The sequence below is a fragment of the Streptomyces sp. NPDC019531 genome (assembly GCF_044903305.1).
In the GTDB taxonomy this organism is placed as follows: Bacteria; Actinomycetota; Actinomycetes; order Streptomycetales; family Streptomycetaceae; genus Streptomyces.
Genome location: NZ_JBJDQL010000044.1, coordinates 50091 through 69804 on the forward strand (window position 1 = coordinate 50091; position 19714 = coordinate 69804).

The following is a 19714-nucleotide window of genomic DNA, read 5'->3' on the forward strand; positions in this document are numbered from 1 at the left end:
CTCGCATGACTACGCTGGGCTACCGAACAGATACAACCAGTGTGACAGTGGGCCGAGTTGCCCGAGAGGGGACTTCGCGTGACGACCATCAACGCCCTCGACCCCGGCGCCTCGCCGCTCGACTACTACGGCTACGAGCTGCGGCGACTCCGGGAGACCGCCCACCTGACACAGCGTCAACTCGGAGACATCCTCAACTACACGGGCTCGCTCGTCGGCCAGATCGAGACGGCGAGGAAGATCCCCACACCGGAGTTCAGCGTGCGGGCGGACGCGGCGCTGGGGTCGGACGGGCTGCTGACGCGACTCGTCCAGCTGGTGCTGCGGAGTCAACTGCCGGCGTGGTTTCAGCAGGTGGCGGAACTTGAGGCGCGGGCGATCGAAATCTGCACGTTTCAGGCCAACATGATCCACGGCCTGCTTCAGACCTCCGGGTACGCCCGCGCCACGCTCGGCGCGCTCGACCGGACCGACCTCGACGACCGCACCACGGTACGGCTGGCTCGTCAGCGCATCTTCGAGAAGGAGGAGCCGCCGGTCTTCTGGTTGGTGATCAGCGAGGCCGCGCTGTACCAGGAGATCGGCGGCGGGGACGCCATGCGAGGCCAACTGACCCACCTGTTGTCCTTCGAGGAAGATCCCTGGATCAACGTCCAGGTGCTGCCATTCTCGGCGGGCGCGCACGCGGGACTGACCGGCTCGTTCAACCTCTACCGCTTCGCGAGCGATCCGACCATCGTCTACACCGAGGGGTACGGCAGCGGACATCCGACCGCGAACCCGGACACCGTCAAGGACTGCTCACTCCGTTACGATCATCTCCGGGCCGCCGCTCTATCCCTCAAGGACTCGGCGGAGTTGATCCGGCGCGCGATGGAGGACCGCTATGGAGAGCAACTGGCGTAAGTCCAGCTACAGCAGCGACCAGGGCGGAGAGTGCGTGGAGTGCGCGCCGCTGGGCCAGCTCGCGTGGCGCAAGTCGTCGTACAGCAGTGACCAGGGCGGTGACTGCGTCGAGATAGCCGACACGACCACCACCGTCGCCGTCCGTGACTCCAAGACCCCGGCGGGACCGATCCTCACGATCGACCCCGCCGTCTTCACCGCCTTCGTCAACTGGACGTCTACAGACGCTGGATGATCGTGCCGGTGGCCAACCCGCCCCCCGCGCACATCGTGATCAGCGCGAACTCCTTGTCCGCGCGCTCCAGTTCATGCAGGGCCGTCGTGATGAGCCGGGCCCCGGTGGACCCCACCGGGTGCCCGAGCGCGATCGCGCCGCCGTTGACGTTGACCTTCTCCAGGTCCTGTTCGAAGACCTGGGCCCAGCTCAACACCACGGACGCGAAGGCCTCGTTGATCTCGACGAGGTCGATGTCCTTCAGGGACATGCCCGCCTTGCCCAGCACGGCACGGGTCGCGTCGATGGGCCCGTCGAGGTGGAAGTGCGGGTCGGCGCCGACCAGGGCCTGCGCCACAATCCGTGCCCGCGGCTTCAGCTTCAGCGCCCGCGCCATCCGCTTCGACGCCCACATGATCGCCGCCGCGCCGTCGCTGATCTGGGACGAGTTGCCCGCCGTGTGAATCGCTGTCGGCATGACCGGCTTCAGGCCCGCCAGCGCCTCCATGGACGTGTCGCGCAGCCCCTCGTCCCGGTCGACGAGCCGCCACATGCCCTGCCCGGCCCGCTGTTCGTCCTCGGTGGTCGGGACCTGGACGGCGAAGGTCTCCCGTTTGAAGCGCTCCTCGGACCAGGCGACGGCCGCCCGCTCCTGGGAGATCAGGCCGAGTGAGTCGGCGTTCTCGCGGGTCAACCCCCGGTGCCGGGCGATCCGTTCGGCCGCCTCGAACTGGTTGGGCAGGTCCACGTTCCACTCGTCCGGGAACGGCTTTCCGGGCCCGTGCTTCGACCCCGATCCCAGCGGCACCCGGGACATCGCCTCGACACCGCAGCTGATGCCGACGTCGATGACCCCGGCCGCGACCATGTTGGCGACCATGTGGGAGGCCTGCTGCGAGGAGCCGCACTGGCAGTCGACGGTGGTCGCCGCCGTCTCGTACGGCAGCCCGACCGTCAGCCAGGCGGTGCGCGCGGGGTTCATGGACTGTTCGCCGGCGTGGGTGACCGTGCCGCCGACGATCTGTTCGACCGCGTCGGCGGGGATGCCGGTGCGGCCGAGGAGTTCACGGTAGGTCTCGCCCAGCAGATAGGCGGGATGCAGATTGGCGAGCGCGCCACCGCGCCTGCCGATGGGGGTGCGGACGGCTTCGACGATCACGGGTTCGGCGGCCATGGGTGCGGGTCCTCTCCTCCGAACGGATCCCTGGAACTAGTACGTGTTCTAGTTAGCGCGCTGTGTGCAGTCTGCTGACGATCCGGCCACCACCGCAAGGGTCTTGCAGGCAATTGAGGCCTCCGCACCCCTTGCCTCTTGTAGAACCCGTTACTACCTTCACGGCAGCTCTGTTCCTGATGGACCGTCAGAAAGCTTCCAGACAGCTGGAGTGAGTTGCCGATGACCTGTCCAGCGCTCCCCGAGGGGTTCGACTTCACCGATCCCGACCTGCTGCAAAGCCGCGTGCCGCTGCCGGAGTTCGCCGAACTGCGCCGGGCCGAACCGGTGCGCTGGATCCCCCAGTCGGGCAATGTCGCCGGCTTCCAGGACGAGGGGTACTGGGCGGTCACCCGGCACGCGGACGTCAAGTACGTCTCGACGCACCCCGAGATCTTCTCCTCCTCCCTCAACACGGCGATCATCCGCTTCAACGAGCGCATCGAACGGGACGCGATCGACGCGCAGCGCCTGATCCTCCTCAACATGGACCCGCCGGAACACACCCGGGTCCGCGGGATCGTCCAACGAGTGTTCACCCCCCGGGCCATCCGCGCCCTGGAGGAACGCCTGCGCAACCGCGCCCACGCGATCGTCGAGGCGGCCCGGGCCCACCCCGGCGACTCCTTCGACTTCGTCACCCAGGTCGCCTGCGAACTCCCCCTCCAGGCGATCGCCGAGCTCATCGGCATCCCCCAGGACGACCGCGCGAAGATCTTCGACTGGTCCAACAAGATGATCTCGTACGACGATCCCGAGTACGCGATCAGCGAGGAGGTCGGCCAGGAATCGGCCATGGAGGTCATCGCCTACGCGATGAACATGGCGGCCGACCGCAAGCAGTGCCCGGCGAAGGACATCGTCACGACCCTGGTGTCGGCGGAGGACGAAGGCAACCTGGGCTCCGACGAGTTCGGCTTCTTCGTCCTGATGCTGGCGGTGGCGGGCAACGAGACGACCCGCAACGCCATCACCCACGGAATGCACGCGTTCCTGACCCACCCCGACCAGTGGGACCTCTACAAACGCGAGCGCCCGTCGACGGCCGCCGAGGAGATCGTCCGCTGGGCGACCCCGGTCAACGCCTTCCAGCGCACGGCCACCCAGGACACCGAACTGGGCGGCAAACAGATCAAGAAGGGCGACCGCGTGGGCATCTTCTACGCAGCCGCCAACCACGACCCCGAGGTCTTCACCGACCCCGACCTCTTCGACATCACCCGCGACCCCAACCCCCACCTCGGCTTCGGCGGCGGAGGCCCCCACTACTGCCTCGGCAAGTCCCTGGCAGTCCTCGAAATAGACCTGATCTTCAACGCCATAGCCGACGCCATGCCCAACCTCCGGGCGGCCGGAGACCCCCGCCGTCTCCGCTCGGCGTGGATAAACGGCGTCAAGGAGCTACAAGTAACGCTCAGTTGAGTCTTTTAGGGGCGCGGGGCTGTATCAATTTGCGACTCCGCCGCGTGGGCGCGACAAGCCACGACGATGCCGCACCCGCCAACCACCACCGCGCGGCACACCAGTAGGCGCTACCTCTTCACCAACGCCCGTTCCTCATCAACCTCCGCCGCCACACCAACCACCCGACCCCGCGGCCCCTGGAAGACATACGACAACCCGAACCCGGCCCCCACAACCACCGCACCCCCCACCGCATCCAGCACCCAGTGATTCCCGGTGGCCACGATCGCCGTCACCGTGAAGAACGGATGCAGCAACCCCAACCCCTTCATCCACCACTTCGGCGCGATGACCGCGATCACGACCCCGCACCACAACGACCAGCCGAAGTGCAGCGAAGGCATCGCCGCGTACTGGTTGGTCAAAGCAGTGAGCGTCCCGTAATCCGGCTTCGAGAAGTCCTGGACCCCATGCACCGTGTCGATGATCCCGAACGCCGGCATCAGCCGCGGCGGGGCCAGCGGATACAGCCAGAACCCGACGAGAGCCAGCAAGGTGGCGAAGCCGAGCGAGGCCCGAGCCCACCGGTAGTCCACCGGCCGCCGCCAATAAAGAACCGCCAGCACGGTCAGCGGCACCACGAAGTGGAAGGACTCGTAGTAGAAGTCGAAGAAGTTCCGCAGCCAGTCCACCTTGACGACCGCGTGGTTGACCCAGTGCTCGATGTCGATGTGCAGCCACCGCTCCAGATCGAGGACCTGGTGGCCGTGCTTCTCCGCGGTGGCCCGCCCCGCCGCGTTGCTGCCGCCGGTCGCCGCGAGGCGGACCTGCTGATAGGCGGCGTACGTGACACGGATCAGCAGGAGTTCGAGAAGCAGGTTCGGCCGGGTCAGCACCCGACGCAGGAACGGCAGCAACGGCACGTGCCGCAGCCGCGCGGGCACCGCCGACGCGTAGTCCGTGGGGATCGGTGACCGGTAGTACGGCGAGGTCCGCGACAGGAACGGGATCACGGTGGCGGCGGCGAGTGCGGCCAGCAGCACCACGTTGTCCCGCAGGGTGTACAGCGTCGACACGTTCGGGAGCATCATCTTCGCCGGCAGGGTCATCACCACGACGACGGCGACCGGCCACACATACCGGTCGGAGGCCCGCTTGCCGACTCGCCCCACGACCGCAAGCAGCACCCACAGCAGCTGGTGCTGCCAGGTGGTCGGTGAGACGGCGATCGCCGCGCACCCGGTGATCGCCACGGCGAGCAGCAGCTGCCCGTCGCGCGCGTACCCGACGGCCCGCCGTACGCCGAGCGCGGCGACCGCCGCGCCCAGCACCAGGAAGAGCCCGATCTCCAGCGGTCCGTTCAGACCGAACCGCAGCAGCAGTCCGTGCAGCGACTGGTTGGCGAGGTCGTCGGCGGGGCCGCCGAGGCCGGTGCCCGCGATGTGGTGCACCCAGTAGGTGTACGAGTCGTGCGGCAACGCGGCCCAGGCGAGCGCGGTGCTCGCGGTGAAGGTCGCACCCGCGGTCAGGGCGCCCCGGCGGCGGCCGGTGAACCAGAGCAGTGCCGCGAAGAGCAGGACCGTGGGCTGGAGGGCGGCGGCGAGGCCGATGAGCAGGCCGCTGACCCGCTCACCGCGGACGGTGAAGCAGGCCACCAGGACCAGCAGGACCGGGATGATGCTGGTCTGCCCGAGGTAGAGCGTGTTGCGCACGGGCAGCGACAGCATGAGCAGGCTGATCGCGACCGGCGCGGCGAGCAGGGAGGTGCGGCGGCTGACGGGCTGGGGCAGGGCGCGGGCGGCGACGAGGCCGAGGGCGACGACCAGGAGCAGGGTGCCGAAGGTCCAGCCCCAGCCGAGGGCCTGTTCGGCCGCGCGGGTCAGCGGCTTCAGGACGAGTCCCCCGAAGGGGGTACCGGTGAACTGCGTCGAGTCGTACAGCGAGCCCTTCACATGCAGGACGCCGTCCGGGCCGACCCAGGTCTCCAGATCCGTCAGCCGCTCGCCTCTCGGCGTACTGAGGACGACGGCCACCTGCCGTACCGCGAGGACGGCCGCCACCAGCCACAGGGCGAGCCTGGCCACGCGCAGCCGCGCCTGGACCTCACTGGTCCCACTGTGCTCCGCATTCGCCACGCCTCGTCGGCCTCTCGTCCCGTTCGTGCCACGTGTCCATGAGGGGGGACGCAGGCAACCCCGTCTTCACCTGACGTCCGCTCTCCTTTTGTCCGAATGACGATAGTCCGCCGCGCGGGCCCTCGGGCAGCCAGGGCGCGAGATGGATCACATCTGGCCAGGGAAGACTCGTTCCGACCGGTGCCCCTCTTCGGCGGCACGACACCGCGGCACGACACCGCTGATGGCGCGGTCCTGATCGGCGCGGCCGGGAACATGATGATGCCGGCCTGCTACATGATGGCCGCGGCCGTGGTCGGCGGTGTGGCGGTGCGGTTCATGACGGAGTCGGCGAGTCGGCCGCTGCCGGGCTCACCCCCGCAGCGGTAATGCCACTGACAGAGACCCTGCGCCGGACTATATTCATTAGCGCAACTAGTTAGCTGCTCTAACTAGCCATATGAAAGGCACAGGTGCATGAGCGAGTCGCAGCTCTGGGACGACGTCGACGACTACTTCACCACCCACCTCGCGCGCGAGGACGAAGCGCTCCTGGCGGCTGTGCGCGACAGCGAGGCCGCCGAGCTCCCGCACGCCGCCGTCACGGCGCCACAGGGCAAGTTCCTCCAGCTCCTGGCCCAGATCCAGGGCGCCCGCACGGTTCTGGAACTCGGCACGCTCGGCGGCTACAGCACCATCTGGCTGGCCCGCGCCCTGCCCGTCGACGGCCGCCTGGTCTCGCTGGAGTACAGCCCGAAGCACGCCGAGGTCGCAGTCCGCAACCTCGCCCGCGCGGGCCTCGACAAGATCGTCGAGGTCCGCGTCGGCCCCGCCCTGGAGTCCCTCCCCCGGCTGGCCGACGAGAACCCGCCCCCCTTCGACCTGGTCTTCATCGACGCCGACAAGGCCAACAACCCGCACTACGTGGAGTGGGCGCTCAAGCTCACCAGCGCGGGCAGCCTGATCGTCGTGGACAACGTCGTACGCAACGGCCGGGTCGCCGACCAGGCCAACCCGGCCCCCGACGTCCAGGGCACCCGCACCGCCATCGAACTCATCGGACGGCACCCGAGGTTGAGCGCCACGGCGATCCAGACGGTCGGCAGCAAGGGCTACGACGGTTTCGCGCTGGCGCGCGTACTGGAGTGACCCTGGGCCCTGGATTACCCCGGGTCCTGGAGTGCCCCCGGGTCCTCACACCTCGTGGTAGAAGCCAACGTTGACGCTGCGCGGGGCGGTGCGGTCACGGATGATGATCTCGCCGTTGCCGCCCCGGGGCAGCGTCACACTGCCGCCGTAGACCAGCGGTTGGGCGTACGCCCCGGCCACCAGTTGCACCTCGGACGAGGGGTCGGCCTGCGAGCCCTGCAACCAGGTCACCTGCCAGACGCCCTCGGGCCCGCACAGGAACTCCAGGTGGACCCTGGAGACGAACAGCCAGTCGTCGGGCGTCGAGAGCCGGCACACCGACTTGTCCCGGCCCACGCGCAGCACGGTGCCCGGGTCACTGGGCGCGTCGGCCATCTGCATCCCGGCCGTGGCACCCTCCTCCGCCGCGGTGACGACGGCCATGGTGAGTTCGAGCACGTGCGCTCCTCCTGAAAGGTCCTTGCGCGGCAACCCCGTTGACCTGCCGCCGCCGCATGATAAATCGCCCGGCATGGCGGTGTCCGGCGCAAGGTACCCAAGACCGGCCTGCTGCCCGACTCCGGGCAGCAGGCCGGTCGTAGATCTGAACCGTGCGTCAGCTGTGCAGCAGCCGCTCCGTCAGCTCGCGGTAGTCCCGCAGCACCAGCCGGAGTTGCTCGGTGTCACCGGCGGTAGCGGCCTTGCCTTCGCCGGTCTGCCAGGAGTTGCGCAACGTACGCCGACGCTGCTTCACCGCGTCCGCGAACCGGGCGGCGGCCTCCTCCAGCACGTGGTCGGCCTCCTCCACGGCGGACCGGGGCTCGTCCACGAACCCGGCGACGGCGTGCTGCAGCCGCATCCCCAGTTTGTCGCACTCGTCGTGCGGCAGAAGCCGCGTCTCGTGGTGCCCCGAGGCACTCCGCGCACCCGCTCCGGACCCGGCGTCCTGCCCACGCGCGGTCTCACGACCGGGAACCTCGGTGTCCCGACCGAAGCCTCCGGCCTCACTGCCGAAACCAGAGGCCTTGTCGCCACCAGGGACGGAGCCGCCCCTGAGACCACTCTCGCCACCCGGCGTGTCCTCGGTACCCCGCACCCCGTCCCGGCCGGGCGCCGTCGCCGGGCGTCCCGCCTTCGGGTCCGTGGCCGGAGTCGCCGACTCGGTGGGGGTCGCCATGGGGCTGTACGCACCCGTGGGGTCGCCCGTGCCCTTGCCGGTCCTGTCCTCGCCCCGGGTGCCGTCGGCGCCCGACCTGCTCGTGGCGTCCGCCATTTCGCTCAACTCCCCTTCGCCTGACGCCTGTTGAAAGCCCACGGCAGGTGGCCGCGGCCGTCGCTGCGACCGTCCCGCGGCTGACCCGCGTGTACGTGAGACTCTTCGGTGGGTGTGCGGGACTCCTCGCGGCTCCGAGCCGGTCCGACGAGGTCCTCGAAGAGGGCCCGCGCCTCAAGCATCGCGGCGCGCATGTCCTCCGTGTTCTCCCGGCCGTCGCCGTCCCGTCCGGCGTTGGCGCGGGCGCCCGCCACCGCGTGCACGCGCCGATAGCCGTGCACATGGTCCGCGTGGTGCACGGACAGCGCGGCGAACTGCTCCTCGTACTGCTCGCCGTCCGGGAACCCCCGTGCCTTGGCGATTTCGGCGAGCAGCCGGTCCGCCTCGGCGACGGCCTCCCGGGGGGAGTCCACGAAGCGTTCCTGGGCGGCCGTCCAGCGGGCCTCGTACCGCTGGCGCTCCGCCGGTTCGAGTGGCTGCTCGCGCAGGGATCCGTGCCGCTCGACGCGCTCGGCGAGTTCGCGCTCGGCGGCCTTCTCGTCCCCGTCGTGCCGGGCCACGGTGCGGCCGTATTCGGGCCCGAAGCGTCGCTTCAGGCCCCGGCCGTGCTGCGGGCCCCGGCCACGCAGGGTCAGGACGGCCGCCACGACAAGGACGGCCGCCACGATCACGATCAGAGCGATGATCAGGCCTGTTGACATGCCAGCCGGGTTGCCCTCACCCATTAATTCAAACCGCCCCCACATCTGTGTACGCGACAATCAGGCCATGACCTGGACCGTCACCCCGGAGCCCCCCGACTCCCCCACGGCAACCGCACTCTGGCGCGCGTACTACACCGAGGTCAGCGACCGCTACTACCTCCGTCACGAGAACCGCCGCACGGACCCGGCCGAGCTCCAACGAGAGCTCGCCAAGCGCACAGGCACCGAGCTCACCCCGCCCACGGGTCAGTTGCTGGTGGCCCGTTACGCCGGAGAGCCGGCCGGCAGCGCGGGCGTACGGCTCCTGAGCAGCGAGGTCGCCGAACTGACCACGGTCTTCCTCTACGAGAAACTGCGCGGCAAGGGCGGCGCGACACCCCTCGTCCGGGCCGCCGAGGACGCGGCCCGCCGACTCGGCGCCACACGGCTGATCCTCGACACCCGAAGCGACCTGGTCGAGGCCCGCGCCCTGTACGCACGCCTCGGCTACGAGGAGACGGCCCCGCACAACGACGACAAGTACGCCGAGCACTGGTTCAGCAAGGTCCTGTAGCGGGCGGCCAGCGCTGGGCTTGGGCCGTGCGCCTCGGATGTGCCTCCCTGTGACGACTGGCGGCTGCGGGTCCGTTGTGGCTGGTCGCGCAGTTCCCCGCGCCCCTGGGAAGCTGCAGTCGCCGACGGCGCGAAGGGGCCGGGGTGGGGGGTGTCCGCCCGCAGCGGCCGGCGTCCGTTATCCAGCACATGTGAATCAACAGCAACCGCCGGACCGAGGACGGACACCCCCCACCCCCGCCCCCCCCCCCCCCCCCCCCCCCCCCCCCCCCCCCCCACCCCCCCCCCCCCCCCCCCCCCCGCGCCCCCCCCCCCCCCCCCCGGCCCCCGCCGAACACACCGAACCCGACGCGCTACACAAACCCCCACCGGAGCCGCACAGGCCGCCGCAGGCACTCAGGGGCGCGGGGAACTGCGCAAAACGCCCGCCCCCACCAAGCCGCACCCGCCGCCGCAGGCACCCGCGCCCCCATCACATCCGGGCCCCAGGCCCGTCATACGGCTGCTCCCGATCCGACCCGCACAGCTCGTCGTTCAGATCCTTCACCAGCTGAGCAAGATCCGTCGGCCGCCCCGGCCCCCACCAGTCCCCCAGCAGCTCCGCCAACGACGCCTCCCGAGCCTCCGCGAGCCGCGCGGCGACCTCCCGCCCCCGCTCCGTCAGCTGCAGATCCAGTCCGTCCCGCGAGGCCAGCCCCCGCTCCTCCACCTGCCGCACCGCCTCGATGATCACGGTCAGCGGCACAGTGGCCCGCTCGGCGAGCAGCGCCGGTTCCACCCACCCGTGCCTCCGCATCCGCAGCAGCAGCCAACTCGCGGCGGGCAACAGGTCGTCCCCGGCCCGAGCGGTGATCTTCCGGTAGACCTCCCGCCGCCCCTCCCGCGTCCCGAGCACCGACAGCGCCCGGCACACCTCGTCGTACGACGACCGCTCCACCGGATTGCTGGCGAGCGTCTCGGTGACATCGGGAGCCGTGACCGACCCCCGCAGCCGGTCCTCCTTGAGGAACCAGGCGAGCACGAACCCGAGGAACGCGACGGGCGCGGCGTACAGGAAGACGTCGGTGATCGAGGAGGCGTAGGCGTGCAGCGCCACGGGACGCACCGCGGCCGGCAGCTCCGCGAGCCCCCGGGAGTCGGACTCCAGCCCCGACACCGAGACCCCTGGCGGCAGTTGGTCCCCGCGCAACGCGTCCGCCAGCTTGCCCCCGAGCCGGCTCGCGAAGACCGTCCCGAAGATCGCGACACCGAACGACGCCCCGATGGACCGGAAGAAGGTCGCCCCGGAGGTGGCGACACCGAGATCCTCGTACGACACGGCGTTCTGCACGATCAGCACGAGCACCTGCATGACAAGGCCGAGCCCCAGCCCGAACACACAGAAGTACGCGCTCATCACCCAGGTCGAGCTGTTCTCGTCGAGCTGGTGCAGAAGCAGCAGCCCCAGCGTGGTGACCGCGGTCCCGGCCACCGGGAACACCTTCCACCGCCCGGTCCGGCTGACGATCTGTCCGGAGACCGTGGAGGACACCAGCAGCCCCAACACCATGGGCAGCATGTGCACACCGGACATGGTCGGCGAGACCCCCTGCACGACCTGTAGGAAGGTCGGCAGATAGGTCATCGCCCCGAACATCGCGAACCCGACGATGAAGCTGATGACCGCGGACAGCGTGAAGGTCCGGACCCGGAACAGCTTCAGCGGCAACACGGGCTCGGCGGCCCTCCGTTCGACCGCCACGAACGCGACCGCGAGCAGCACCCCCGCCACCGCGAGCCCGACGATCTGCGCGGACCCCCATCCCCACGTCGTGCCGCCCAGCGAGGCCACCAGCACCAGACAGGTGGCGACGGCGGCGATGAGGAAGGTCCCCAGGTAGTCGATGACGTGCTTGGTCGACTTACGGGGAATCCGCAGCACGACGGCGATCACGGCGAGCGCGACCGCACCCACCGGCAGATTGACGTAGAACACCCACCGCCAGCTCAGATGCTCGGTGAACAACCCGCCCAGCAACGGGCCGAGCACGCTCGTCGCGCCGAACACCGCCCCGAACAGCCCCTGGTACCGGCCGCGTTCGCGCGGCGGGACGAGGTCGCCGACGATCGCCATCGACAGCACCATCAGCCCACCGCCGCCCAGCCCCTGCAGGGCCCGGAAGGCGATGAGCTGGGCCATGTCCTGGGCCATTCCGCACAGCGCCGACCCGATCAGGAAGATCACGATCGCGGTCTGGAACAGCCGTTTGCGCCCGTACTGGTCGCCGAGCTTGCCCCACAACGGCGTCGCCGCCGTGGAGGCCAGCAGATACGCGGTCACCACCCAGGACAGATGCTCCATCCCGCCGAGGTCGCTGACGATGGTGGGCAGTGCGGTGGACACGATGGTCTGGTCGAGGGCGGCGAGCAGCATCCCGAGCAGCAGGGCCCCGATCGAGACGAGGACGTTGCCGGACACGTGCTGTTCTGGCGTGTCTCGCACATTCCCCGTCATACCGTGCGCATCCGCGGCCATGAAGTCCTCCCGGGGCTCTCGTTACCACTCCATCGTGGTCGGTGTGACCGCTTATGGCCTGTTGAGTCCTGTTGGAAGCAGTTATTCCGGGGGCTTCCGTAAGCCGACTGTGGAGGGGTTCTGCATAATCTCTGGGGTTTGTGAGGGGAGGGACGAACACATGGCGGAGTCGAACAGTCATCAGTGCCCGGAGTGCGGGGCGCCGAGAGGGGCCGACAACACCCCGTCGTGCGGGTGCACCCGGCGCGCGTCGGACGCGCTGCGCGACGCACGTACGGCGGAGGCGGCCGCGGCGGAGGACTTCGATCCGCTGCGCATACGGCCGTACGTGGAACTGGACGACGAGACCGCGCCGGTGCCGCAGATGCCCGTACCGGAGATCACGATGCCGCTGCGCGCCGTGCCACCCCGGCCGAACCCCACCGACCTGAGCCTGTTCGAGGCGGCCGGAGCCCCGTCCGACCCCGACAAGGCCCCCGACGACCGACCGCGCCGAACCCGACCTCGTACGGTCCTCCTCGCCGCAGCCGGAGCGGTCGTGGCCGTGGTCACCGCGGCCGGCTTCGCCAGTGGGCTGTTCGCGTACGAGTCGCCGTCACGGGACGAGGCTGCGCCGGAGGACGTACGGCCGGCGGTCCCGGACTCGACGACGACCCCGGCGTCGGTGTCGCCGTCCACGAGCACGGTGTCCGTACGGCCGTCCACCGCACCCCCGTCCCCGACGGCGAGCGCGAGCCCGTCGGCGTCCCCGTCCCCGTCGAGGACCAGCGCCTCCCCGACGCCGTCCCTGTCGGCGCAACCGACGGCCACACCGACGGCTTCCGGCGCGACGGACTCGGCGAGCGAGTCGGACGCGGCGGTGGCTCCACCGGTGTTGCGGCGCGGGTCCAATGGCGCGGAGGTCGTCGAGCTCGAACTGCGGCTCACTCAGCTCGGGCTGTACACGCGGAAGGCGAGTGGGCACTACAACGAGGGTGTCGAGGATGCGGTGAGCCGGTATCAGTGGGCTCGGGGGATTCAGGTGGCGGAGTACGGGGTGTATGACCTGGTGACTCGGGAGCGGCTGGAGTCTGAGACCACGGAGCCATAGGTCGTTTTTTGGGTGCGGGCCGGTGGGCCTCGTCGCGCAGTTCCCCTTGCCCGCCCCTGGGTAGATCTACCTGACGTGGATCCGAAGCGTGCCGTCCTCCTGCGCTTCCACCCGCACCTGCGTCAGATCGCGCACCGCCACATCCGGGCCGTGCAGACCTGCCCGTGGGCCGATCCCCACCACCCGCATCCCGGCCGCCCTACCCGCCGCGATCCCCGCCCCGGAGTCCTCGAAGACCACGCAGTCCGCCGGAGCCACGCCCAGTTCCGCCGCGCCCTTCAGGAACCCCTCGGGATCCGGCTTGCTCGCGCCCACGGACTCCGCCGTGATCCGGATCCCGGGAAGGGACAGGCCCGCCGCCGCCATCCGGGCCGTGGACAGCGGGACGTCGGCGGAGGTGACCAGGGCGTGGGGCAGGCCCCGCAGGGACGCCAGGAACTCCCGGGCGCCCGGTATCGCCACGACCCCGTCCGTGTCCGCGGTCTCCTCGGCGAGCATGCGCGCGTTGTCCGCGAGGTTCTGTTCCACGGGACGGTCGGGCAGCAGGACGGCCATCGTCGAGTGGCCCTGGCGGCCGTGGGCGACCTTCATGACCTCGTCGGCGTCCAGCCCGTGGCGTTCGGCCCAGCGGCGCCAGATGCGTTCGACGACGGCGTCGGAGTTGACGAGCGTGCCGTCCATGTCGAGCAGGAGGGCGCGGGCGGTGAGCACGGTGAACGCGGCGGCCGTCATCGGCAACTCCAGAAACAGACGGAAGAGACAAGGTGGCCCCGCCCGCCGGTCAGGGAAAACGGGCGGAGGCCACTTTGTTCATCCACGGTACAAAATAAGGCGGGGTTCCGCCACCGCGCTCGGAAACCGCCCGTAACAGTTCACCCGTTGTTCAGCTCATCCGGCCGCGGCCTCCCACAGGCTCCACAGTCCGAGTCCCAGCATCAGCAGCGCGGCCACCTTGGTGATCAGCTTCAGCGGGACCCGCTTCATCAGGGCCTTTCCGCCGACGATGCCGAGTCCGGCGACCGCCCACAGCGCGAGCACCGCGCCCAGGCCGACGGAGAGCGGGTCGTCGTAGCGGGCGGCGAGGTTCGCCGTCATGATCTGGGTCAGGTCCCCGAACTCGGCGACCAGGATGAGCATGAACCCGGCCCCGGCGACCTTCCAGAAGGACTGGTCCTCCGGCTTGCGGATCTCCTCGTCGCCGTCGTCCTTCTTCAGTAGCAGGACGGCCGCGCCACCCAGGAAGAGCACGCCGGTGAGCGCCTGCACGATCTGCTGCGGCAGCAGGGTCAGCACGCTGCCGGCCGCCACGGCGAGCGCGACATGCAGCGCGAAGGCGGCTGCGACGCCCGCGAAGACGTAGGAGGCGCGGTAGCGGGTGCCCAGGACTAGGCCGGCGAGCGCGGTCTTGTCGGGCAGTTCGGCGAGAAAGACGACGCCGAAGACGACGGCCGTCACGGTGAAGCTGATCAAGGGTCCTCAATCGGTCGGGGCTGCCCCACCGAGAGTGCTGCACCTCACACGAAGACACCTCGGCACGGCAGCACACGGTCAGTGCGCTGCTCTGCCGAAGGTCTCGCTGGCCGGCCGCGTACACGACCTGCCTCCGGGCGCCGGCTCAGAACGAGCTGAGCAGTATGTCGACGGTCCGGCGAAGAGCTACTCCCCTTCAACTCCGACCATCTTACGTGATCGTTTCGCGATAAACCTTGTCGTGTCATGTACACGTCACTAGCTTCTTACCGAGCGCACACCTCCCGGCAACACAGCGCGGCGAGCATTCCCTCGCCCGCGCTCCAACACCCCCACCCCGCAAGGGAGTTCGCATGCCGAAGTTCTACGCGCGTCGACGGCTCAGCATACTCGGGGCACTCACCGCCCTCATAGCCTCCGTCGCGGTTCTCAACGGCCCGTCCGCCTCCGCCGCCCTCCCCACCCCGGTCAGCGCGGCCACCGCCCGCAGCTACCTCGCCACGCTCACCGTCGCGACCGAGGACCGCACCGGCTACGACCGCGACCTGTTCCCGACGTGGATCACCATCAGCGGCACCTGCAACACCCGTGAGTACATCCTCAAGCGGGACGGCTCGAACGTCGTCACCAACTCCGCCTGCACCGCCACCAGCGGCAGCTGGTACTCCCCGTACGACGGCGCCACCTGGACCGCCGCCTCCGACGTGGACATCGACCACCTGGTCCCGCTCGCCGAGGCCTGGGACTCCGGCGCCGACGCCTGGACCACCGCCCAGCGCCAGGCCTTCGCCAACGACGTCACCCGCCCGCAGCTCCTCGCGGTCACCGACAACGTGAACCAGTCCAAGGGCGACCAGGACCCGGCGACCTGGATGCCGTCGCTCACCTCGTACCGCTGCACGTACGTGCGTGCCTGGGTCCAGGTGAAGTACTACTACGACCTCTCCGTCGACTCGGCGGAGAAGAGCGCGCTCACCAGCTACCTCGCCAACTGCTGACGATTCCGTAACGGAACCTCCCCGCAGCCCTCCGTCGTTCCGTACCGTACGGGGCGACGGAGGAGGATCACGTGGCGGATCTGCGCCTAGGACCACTGCTCAGGTACGTCGACGGCTCGTCCGCGAACGTCTGGGTCGAGACGAGCCGTCCGTGCACCGCCGAGGTGCGCTGCTCGGACGGCACCGGCGGCGAGGCCCACACCTTCCAGGTCGCGGGCCACTACTACGCCCTCGTCCCGGTCGACGGCCTCGACCCGGACACGGAGCGGTCGTACGAGGTGTTCCTGGACGGCACACGCGTGTGGCCGCTGCCGGACTCGCCCTTTCCTCCGTCGGTCATCCACACCCTGGCCGAGGACGACGCCGTCCGCGTCGCCTTCGGCTCCTGCCGCTGGGCCGCGCCCCCGGAGGGCGAGAAGGACCCCGTCGGCCCTGACGCCCTGGACACCCTCGCGGCCCGGATCGCCGCCGACCCGGCTGGTGAACGGCCGGACGTCCTCCTGCTGTTGGGCGACCAGGTCTACGCCGACGAGACCTCCCCGGCCACCCGGAAATGGCTGGCCGCCCGCCGCGATCTGAGCGAGCCGCCGGGCGACCAGGTGGCGGACTACGAGGAGTACACGCACCTCTACTACGAGTCCTGGCTCGACCCCGAGGTGCGCTGGCTGCTGTCCACCGTGCCCAGTTGCATGATCTTCGACGATCACGACGTCATCGACGACTGGAACACGTCCGCGTCCTGGGTCGAGGACATGCGCGCCGTCCCGTGGTGGCGGGAGCGGGTACTGAGCGGCCTGATGTCGTACTGGGTGTACCAGCACCTGGGCAACCTCACCCCGGCCGAGCTGGCCGCCGACCCGCTCTACGCCGCCGTACGCGAATCCCCGGACGGCACCGACGAGTTGCGCGACTTCACCTGCAGGGCCGACACCGACCCGGCCTCCGTGCGCTGGAGTTACCGGCGCGACTTCGGCCGGGTGCGGCTGCTCATGGTGGACTCCCGCGCGGCCCGTGTCCTCGACGAGGAGAACCGGTCGATGCTGGACTCCGGCCAGGCCGAGTGGCTGCGCGACCAGGTGCTGGAGGAGCGCGGTTCCTACGACCATCTCCTGATCGGCACCTCACTGCCCTGGCTGCTGCCGCACCTGGTGCACGACGCCGAGGCGTGGGACGCGGCGCTGTGCCGGGGCGACCGCGGGGCGCGCTGGGCCCGGTTCGGGGAGGATCTGCGGCGGAAGGCGGACCTGGAGCACTGGGCGGCGTTCCCGACGTCCTTCGCGGCGCTGGCGGACCTGATCGCCGAGGTGGGGTCGGGGCCCGAGGCGCCGGCGACGGTGCTGGTGCTGTCCGGGGACGTGCACCACGCGTACGTGGCCGAGCCGAAGTGGCACTCCGGCGGACCGGATGCGCGCGTCCTCCAGCTCACCTGCTCCCCGGTCCACAACTCCGTCCCCCGCTGGATACGGTTCGGCTTCCGCTTCGGCTGGAGCGCGACGGCGCGGGCGCTGGGGCGGCGGCTCGCCCGGCACGGACGCTGTGCACGACCGCCGGTCTCCTGGCGGCACACGGGCGGCCCCTGGTTCGGCAACCAGCTCATGACGCTGACGCTGCGCGGGCGTTCGGCGCGGCTACGGTTGGACCGGGCGCGGGAGTCGGGTGCGGGGCGGGCACGGCTGGTGAAGGTGTCGGAGTCCGAGCTCACCGGCGAGAGCGGGCAGAAGGCGCCCCGACTCGCCCGGTGATCGGCCCCTTCCGTCACCACAGTCCGTGCACCCCGGGCACGGCACCCCGTGGTCCCGACGGCATGATGAGGCGGACCGTCCGCTTCCGGTGGAGCTCCACGGCTCCGCCACACGCCCGGGAGTCCCACTCTTGCCCGCACCGACCACGGACCATGTGCCCGTCTCCGTTGCCCTGGTCGGCGCGGGGCCTCGCGGCACCAGCGTCCTGGAACGCCTCTGCGCCTCCGCCCCCGAACTCCTCCCGCCCGGCGCCGACTTGACCGTCCACGTCATCGACCCGTCCCCACCGGGCCCCGGCCGCGTCTGGCGCCCCAACCAGTCCCCCGACCTCCTGATGAACACGGTGGCCTCCCAGGTGACCCTGTTCACCGACGAGACCGTGGACTGCTCGGGACCAGTACGCCCAGGACCGAGCCTGCACGAGTGGGCCCGCGGGGAGTGGGGGGCCCACGAGGAAACAGGGCCCGACGCCACTCGGGGGGCGGGCGGGGGGCGGGGCTCCGGAGACCGGCGCGCGGGAGCGGGCGGGGGGCCGGGTCCCGGAGACCTGCGGGCGGAGACCGGCGAGAGGCCAGGCCCTCGAGACCGGCGCGCGGAGACGGGCGAGAGGCCGGGTCCCGGAGACCGGGGCGCGGGAGCGGCCGGGGGGCCAGGCCCCGGAGACCAGAGGCCGAGAACAGACGGGGTGCCCGGCCCTCGCCAAATCTCGCGGTCCGGTGGGTTCGCCGGGCCCGGTGATCCGCTCGGGCCCGATGACTACCCGAGCCGCGCTCAGTACGGGCGCTACCTGGAGTGGGTGTTCGCGCAGGTGGTGCGCCAGGCGCCGGGCGCTGTGCGGGTGGAGGTGCACGCGGCGCGGGCCGTACGGCTCGATGACGGCGCCGACGGCCGGCAGACGGTGACCCTGGACGACGGCACCGCGCTGCACGGCCTGTCCGCCGTGGTCCTCGCCCAGGGGCATCTGCCGGTCGTCGCCGACGCGGCCCGGCGCCGCCACTCCGCCCACGCCGAACGCCACGGCCTGCACCATGTCCCGCCCGCCAACCCGGCCGACGTGGACCTGTCGTGCATACGACCGCACGAGCCGGTGCTGCTGCGCGGCCTGGGCCTGAACTTCTTCGACCACATGGCCCTGTTGACCACCGGCCGCGGCGGCCGCTTCGCCCACTCGGACACCGGCGGCCTGCGCTACCTGCCCTCCGGCAACGAGCCGCGCCTGTACGCCGGTTCACGCCGCGGCATCCCGTACCAGGCACGCGGCGACAACGCCAAGGGCCCCTACGGCCGCCATCTCCCCCGCGTCCTCACAGACGACACGATCGCCCGCTTCCGTAAACGCGCCGACTCCGGCGAGGCACCCGACTTCCTCACCGAGATATGGCCGCTGGTGGCGAAGGAGGTGGAGACGGTCTACTACGAAGCCCTGGTCAGCGCAGGGGAGTTCGGGGACCGCTTCCTCGGTACGGCCCATCGCAGCCCCGAAGAGACCGCCGTACTGGACGAGTTCGGCGTCCCGCACGCCGACCGCTGGTCCTGGGACCGTATTTCACGGCCGTACGCCGGGCTGTCCTTCACAGGCCCCGGCACCTGGCGGGCCTGGCTGATCGGCCATCTGCGGCGGGACGCGGCCGAGGCAGCGCTCGGCAATGTCGCCGGCCCGCTCAAGGCGGCCCTCGATGTCCTGCGGGACCTGCGCAACGAGCTGCGGCAGATCGTCGACCACCGCGGCCTCGCGGGGCCCTCCCGCAGGGACCATCTGGACCGCTGGTACACCCCCCTCAACGCCTTCCTCTCCATCGGCCCGCCCCGCCGCCGCATCGAGGAACTGACCGCGCTGATCGAGGCGGGCACGGTGGAGGTGCTGGGCCCCCGTCTGGAGGTCCGTGAGGAGGACGGGGCCTGGCTGGCCGGATCGCCCGAGGTCCCGGGGTCCGCCGTCCGCGTGACGGCCCTCATAGAGGCGCGCCTTCCGGAACCGGATCTGCGGCACACCGCCGACGACCTGCTCGCCCGCCTGCTGAAGACGGGCCAGTGCCGACCGCACACCGTGGACGGCCACGAGACCGGCGGCCTGGACGTCAGCCGACGCCCGTACCGTCTGATCGACCGTCAAGGACGGGTCCACACAAGGAGGTTCGCCTTCGGTGTGCCGACCGAGGGCGTGCACTGGGTGACCGCGGCGGGCGCCAGGCCAGGCGTGGATTCGGTCACGCTTTCGGACGCCGACGCGGTGGCGAGAGCCGTTCTACGTGCGGCTGCGAGCGAAACGGAAGGGACGGCTGAGGCAAACCGATGGCCAAATGTTGAACTTGCAAGCATAGATTAGGGTCACCTAACGTGGATGGCTCACTCGGCTCCATCCCCCTGGGGCGACCCCCCGGTGGGACCAAC

The 19714-nt window shown here is 70.4% G+C and carries 17 protein-coding genes and 1 pseudogene; 10 read left to right on the forward strand and 8 right to left on the reverse strand.

From position 1 onward, the window contains the following. The first annotated feature begins 78 nt into the window (after positions 1–78). Positions 79–906, forward strand: coding sequence for a helix-turn-helix transcriptional regulator (locus ACI2L1_RS35990; RefSeq protein WP_404743626.1), 828 nt, complete (start codon positions 79–81; stop codon positions 904–906). Further along, positions 887–1141 (forward strand): DUF397 domain-containing protein, encoded by a 255-nt coding sequence (locus ACI2L1_RS35995; protein ID WP_404743627.1) that lies wholly within the window; start codon positions 887–889, stop codon positions 1139–1141. The genes ACI2L1_RS35990 and ACI2L1_RS35995 overlap by 20 nt, the downstream gene beginning before the upstream one ends. On the opposite strand, the gene ACI2L1_RS36000 is transcribed toward ACI2L1_RS35995, so the two are convergent. Further along, a complete protein-coding gene (locus ACI2L1_RS36000; RefSeq protein WP_404743628.1) occupies positions 1125–2294 on the reverse strand; it encodes a steroid 3-ketoacyl-CoA thiolase in 1170 nt (389 codons plus the stop codon). The genes ACI2L1_RS35995 and ACI2L1_RS36000 overlap by 17 nt on opposite strands. A 222-nt stretch (positions 2295–2516) precedes the next feature. Between ACI2L1_RS36000 and ACI2L1_RS36005 the strand changes: the two genes are divergently transcribed. After that, positions 2517–3755, forward strand: coding sequence for a cytochrome P450 (locus ACI2L1_RS36005; RefSeq protein ID WP_404743629.1), 1239 nt, complete (start codon positions 2517–2519; stop codon positions 3753–3755). Positions 3756–3865: 110 nt separating this feature from the next. Here ACI2L1_RS36005 and ACI2L1_RS36010 read toward each other — a convergent pair whose 3' ends face one another. Then, positions 3866–5872, reverse strand: coding sequence for a bifunctional glycosyltransferase 87/phosphatase PAP2 family protein (locus tag ACI2L1_RS36010; protein WP_404743630.1), 2007 nt, complete (start codon positions 5870–5872; stop codon positions 3866–3868). A gap of 180 nt (positions 5873–6052) precedes the next feature. Here ACI2L1_RS36010 and ACI2L1_RS36015 point away from each other — a divergent pair. Continuing rightward, positions 6053–6241, forward strand: a pseudogene (locus ACI2L1_RS36015) (MFS transporter); the annotation flags it as partial. 87 nt (positions 6242–6328) lie between these two features. Then, positions 6329–7000, forward strand: a complete 672-nt coding sequence (locus tag ACI2L1_RS36020) for an O-methyltransferase (protein ID WP_404743631.1) — start codon at positions 6329–6331, stop codon at positions 6998–7000. A gap of 45 nt (positions 7001–7045) precedes the next feature. Here the strand turns inward: ACI2L1_RS36020 and ACI2L1_RS36025 are convergent, their stop codons facing one another. The 3 genes from ACI2L1_RS36025 to ACI2L1_RS36035 form a co-directional block, all read right to left on the reverse strand. After that, a complete protein-coding gene (locus tag ACI2L1_RS36025) occupies positions 7046–7438 on the reverse strand; it encodes a hypothetical protein (RefSeq protein ID WP_404743632.1) in 393 nt (130 codons plus the stop codon). 157 nt (positions 7439–7595) lie between these two features. Next, on the reverse strand, positions 7596–8252 hold the full coding sequence (locus tag ACI2L1_RS36030) for a hypothetical protein (protein WP_404743633.1): 657 nt from the start codon (positions 8250–8252) through the stop codon (positions 7596–7598). A 5-nt stretch (positions 8253–8257) separates the two neighbouring features. Further along, a complete protein-coding gene (locus tag ACI2L1_RS36035) occupies positions 8258–8953 on the reverse strand; it encodes a hypothetical protein (RefSeq protein ID WP_404743634.1) in 696 nt (231 codons plus the stop codon). 67 nt (positions 8954–9020) lie between these two features. On the opposite strand from ACI2L1_RS36035, the gene ACI2L1_RS36040 reads away from it, so the two are divergent. Beyond that, positions 9021–9509, forward strand: a complete 489-nt coding sequence (locus ACI2L1_RS36040) for a GNAT family N-acetyltransferase (RefSeq protein WP_404743635.1) — start codon at positions 9021–9023, stop codon at positions 9507–9509. Between the two features lie 471 nt (positions 9510–9980). On the opposite strand, the gene ACI2L1_RS36045 is transcribed toward ACI2L1_RS36040, so the two are convergent. Next, entirely contained in the window at positions 9981–12023 is a 2043-nt protein-coding gene (locus ACI2L1_RS36045; protein WP_404743636.1) for a DHA2 family efflux MFS transporter permease subunit, read from the reverse strand. A 160-nt stretch (positions 12024–12183) separates the two neighbouring features. Between ACI2L1_RS36045 and ACI2L1_RS36050 the strand changes: the two genes are divergently transcribed. After that, complete coding sequence (locus ACI2L1_RS36050) at positions 12184–13113, forward strand: peptidoglycan-binding domain-containing protein (protein WP_404743637.1); 930 nt, start codon at positions 12184–12186, stop codon at positions 13111–13113. A gap of 66 nt (positions 13114–13179) precedes the next feature. Here ACI2L1_RS36050 and ACI2L1_RS36055 read toward each other — a convergent pair whose 3' ends face one another. Together ACI2L1_RS36055 and ACI2L1_RS36060 are read right to left on the reverse strand one after the other, a co-directional pair. Continuing rightward, entirely contained in the window at positions 13180–13845 is a 666-nt protein-coding gene (locus tag ACI2L1_RS36055) for an HAD-IA family hydrolase (protein ID WP_404743638.1), read from the reverse strand. Positions 13846–14001: 156 nt separating this feature from the next. After that, positions 14002–14583: a TMEM165/GDT1 family protein gene (locus ACI2L1_RS36060; protein WP_404743639.1), complete on the reverse strand. Its 582-nt coding sequence runs from the start codon at positions 14581–14583 to the stop codon at positions 14002–14004. Between the two features lie 353 nt (positions 14584–14936). Here ACI2L1_RS36060 and ACI2L1_RS36065 point away from each other — a divergent pair, with 353 nt between their 5' ends. The 3 genes from ACI2L1_RS36065 (at position 14937) to ACI2L1_RS36075 (ending at position 19649) form a co-directional block, all read left to right on the forward strand. Next, positions 14937–15581 (forward strand): HNH endonuclease family protein, encoded by a 645-nt coding sequence (locus tag ACI2L1_RS36065; RefSeq protein ID WP_404743640.1) that lies wholly within the window; start codon positions 14937–14939, stop codon positions 15579–15581. Positions 15582–15652: 71 nt separating this feature from the next. Beyond that, the gene (locus tag ACI2L1_RS36070) at positions 15653–17323 is read left to right on the forward strand and encodes an alkaline phosphatase D family protein (protein WP_404743641.1); all 1671 of its coding nucleotides are present in this window, start codon (positions 15653–15655) and stop codon (positions 17321–17323) included. A gap of 130 nt (positions 17324–17453) precedes the next feature. Beyond that, the gene (locus ACI2L1_RS36075; protein WP_404743642.1) at positions 17454–19649 is read left to right on the forward strand and encodes an FAD/NAD(P)-binding protein; all 2196 of its coding nucleotides are present in this window, start codon (positions 17454–17456) and stop codon (positions 19647–19649) included. Positions 19650–19714 lie beyond the last annotated feature (65 nt).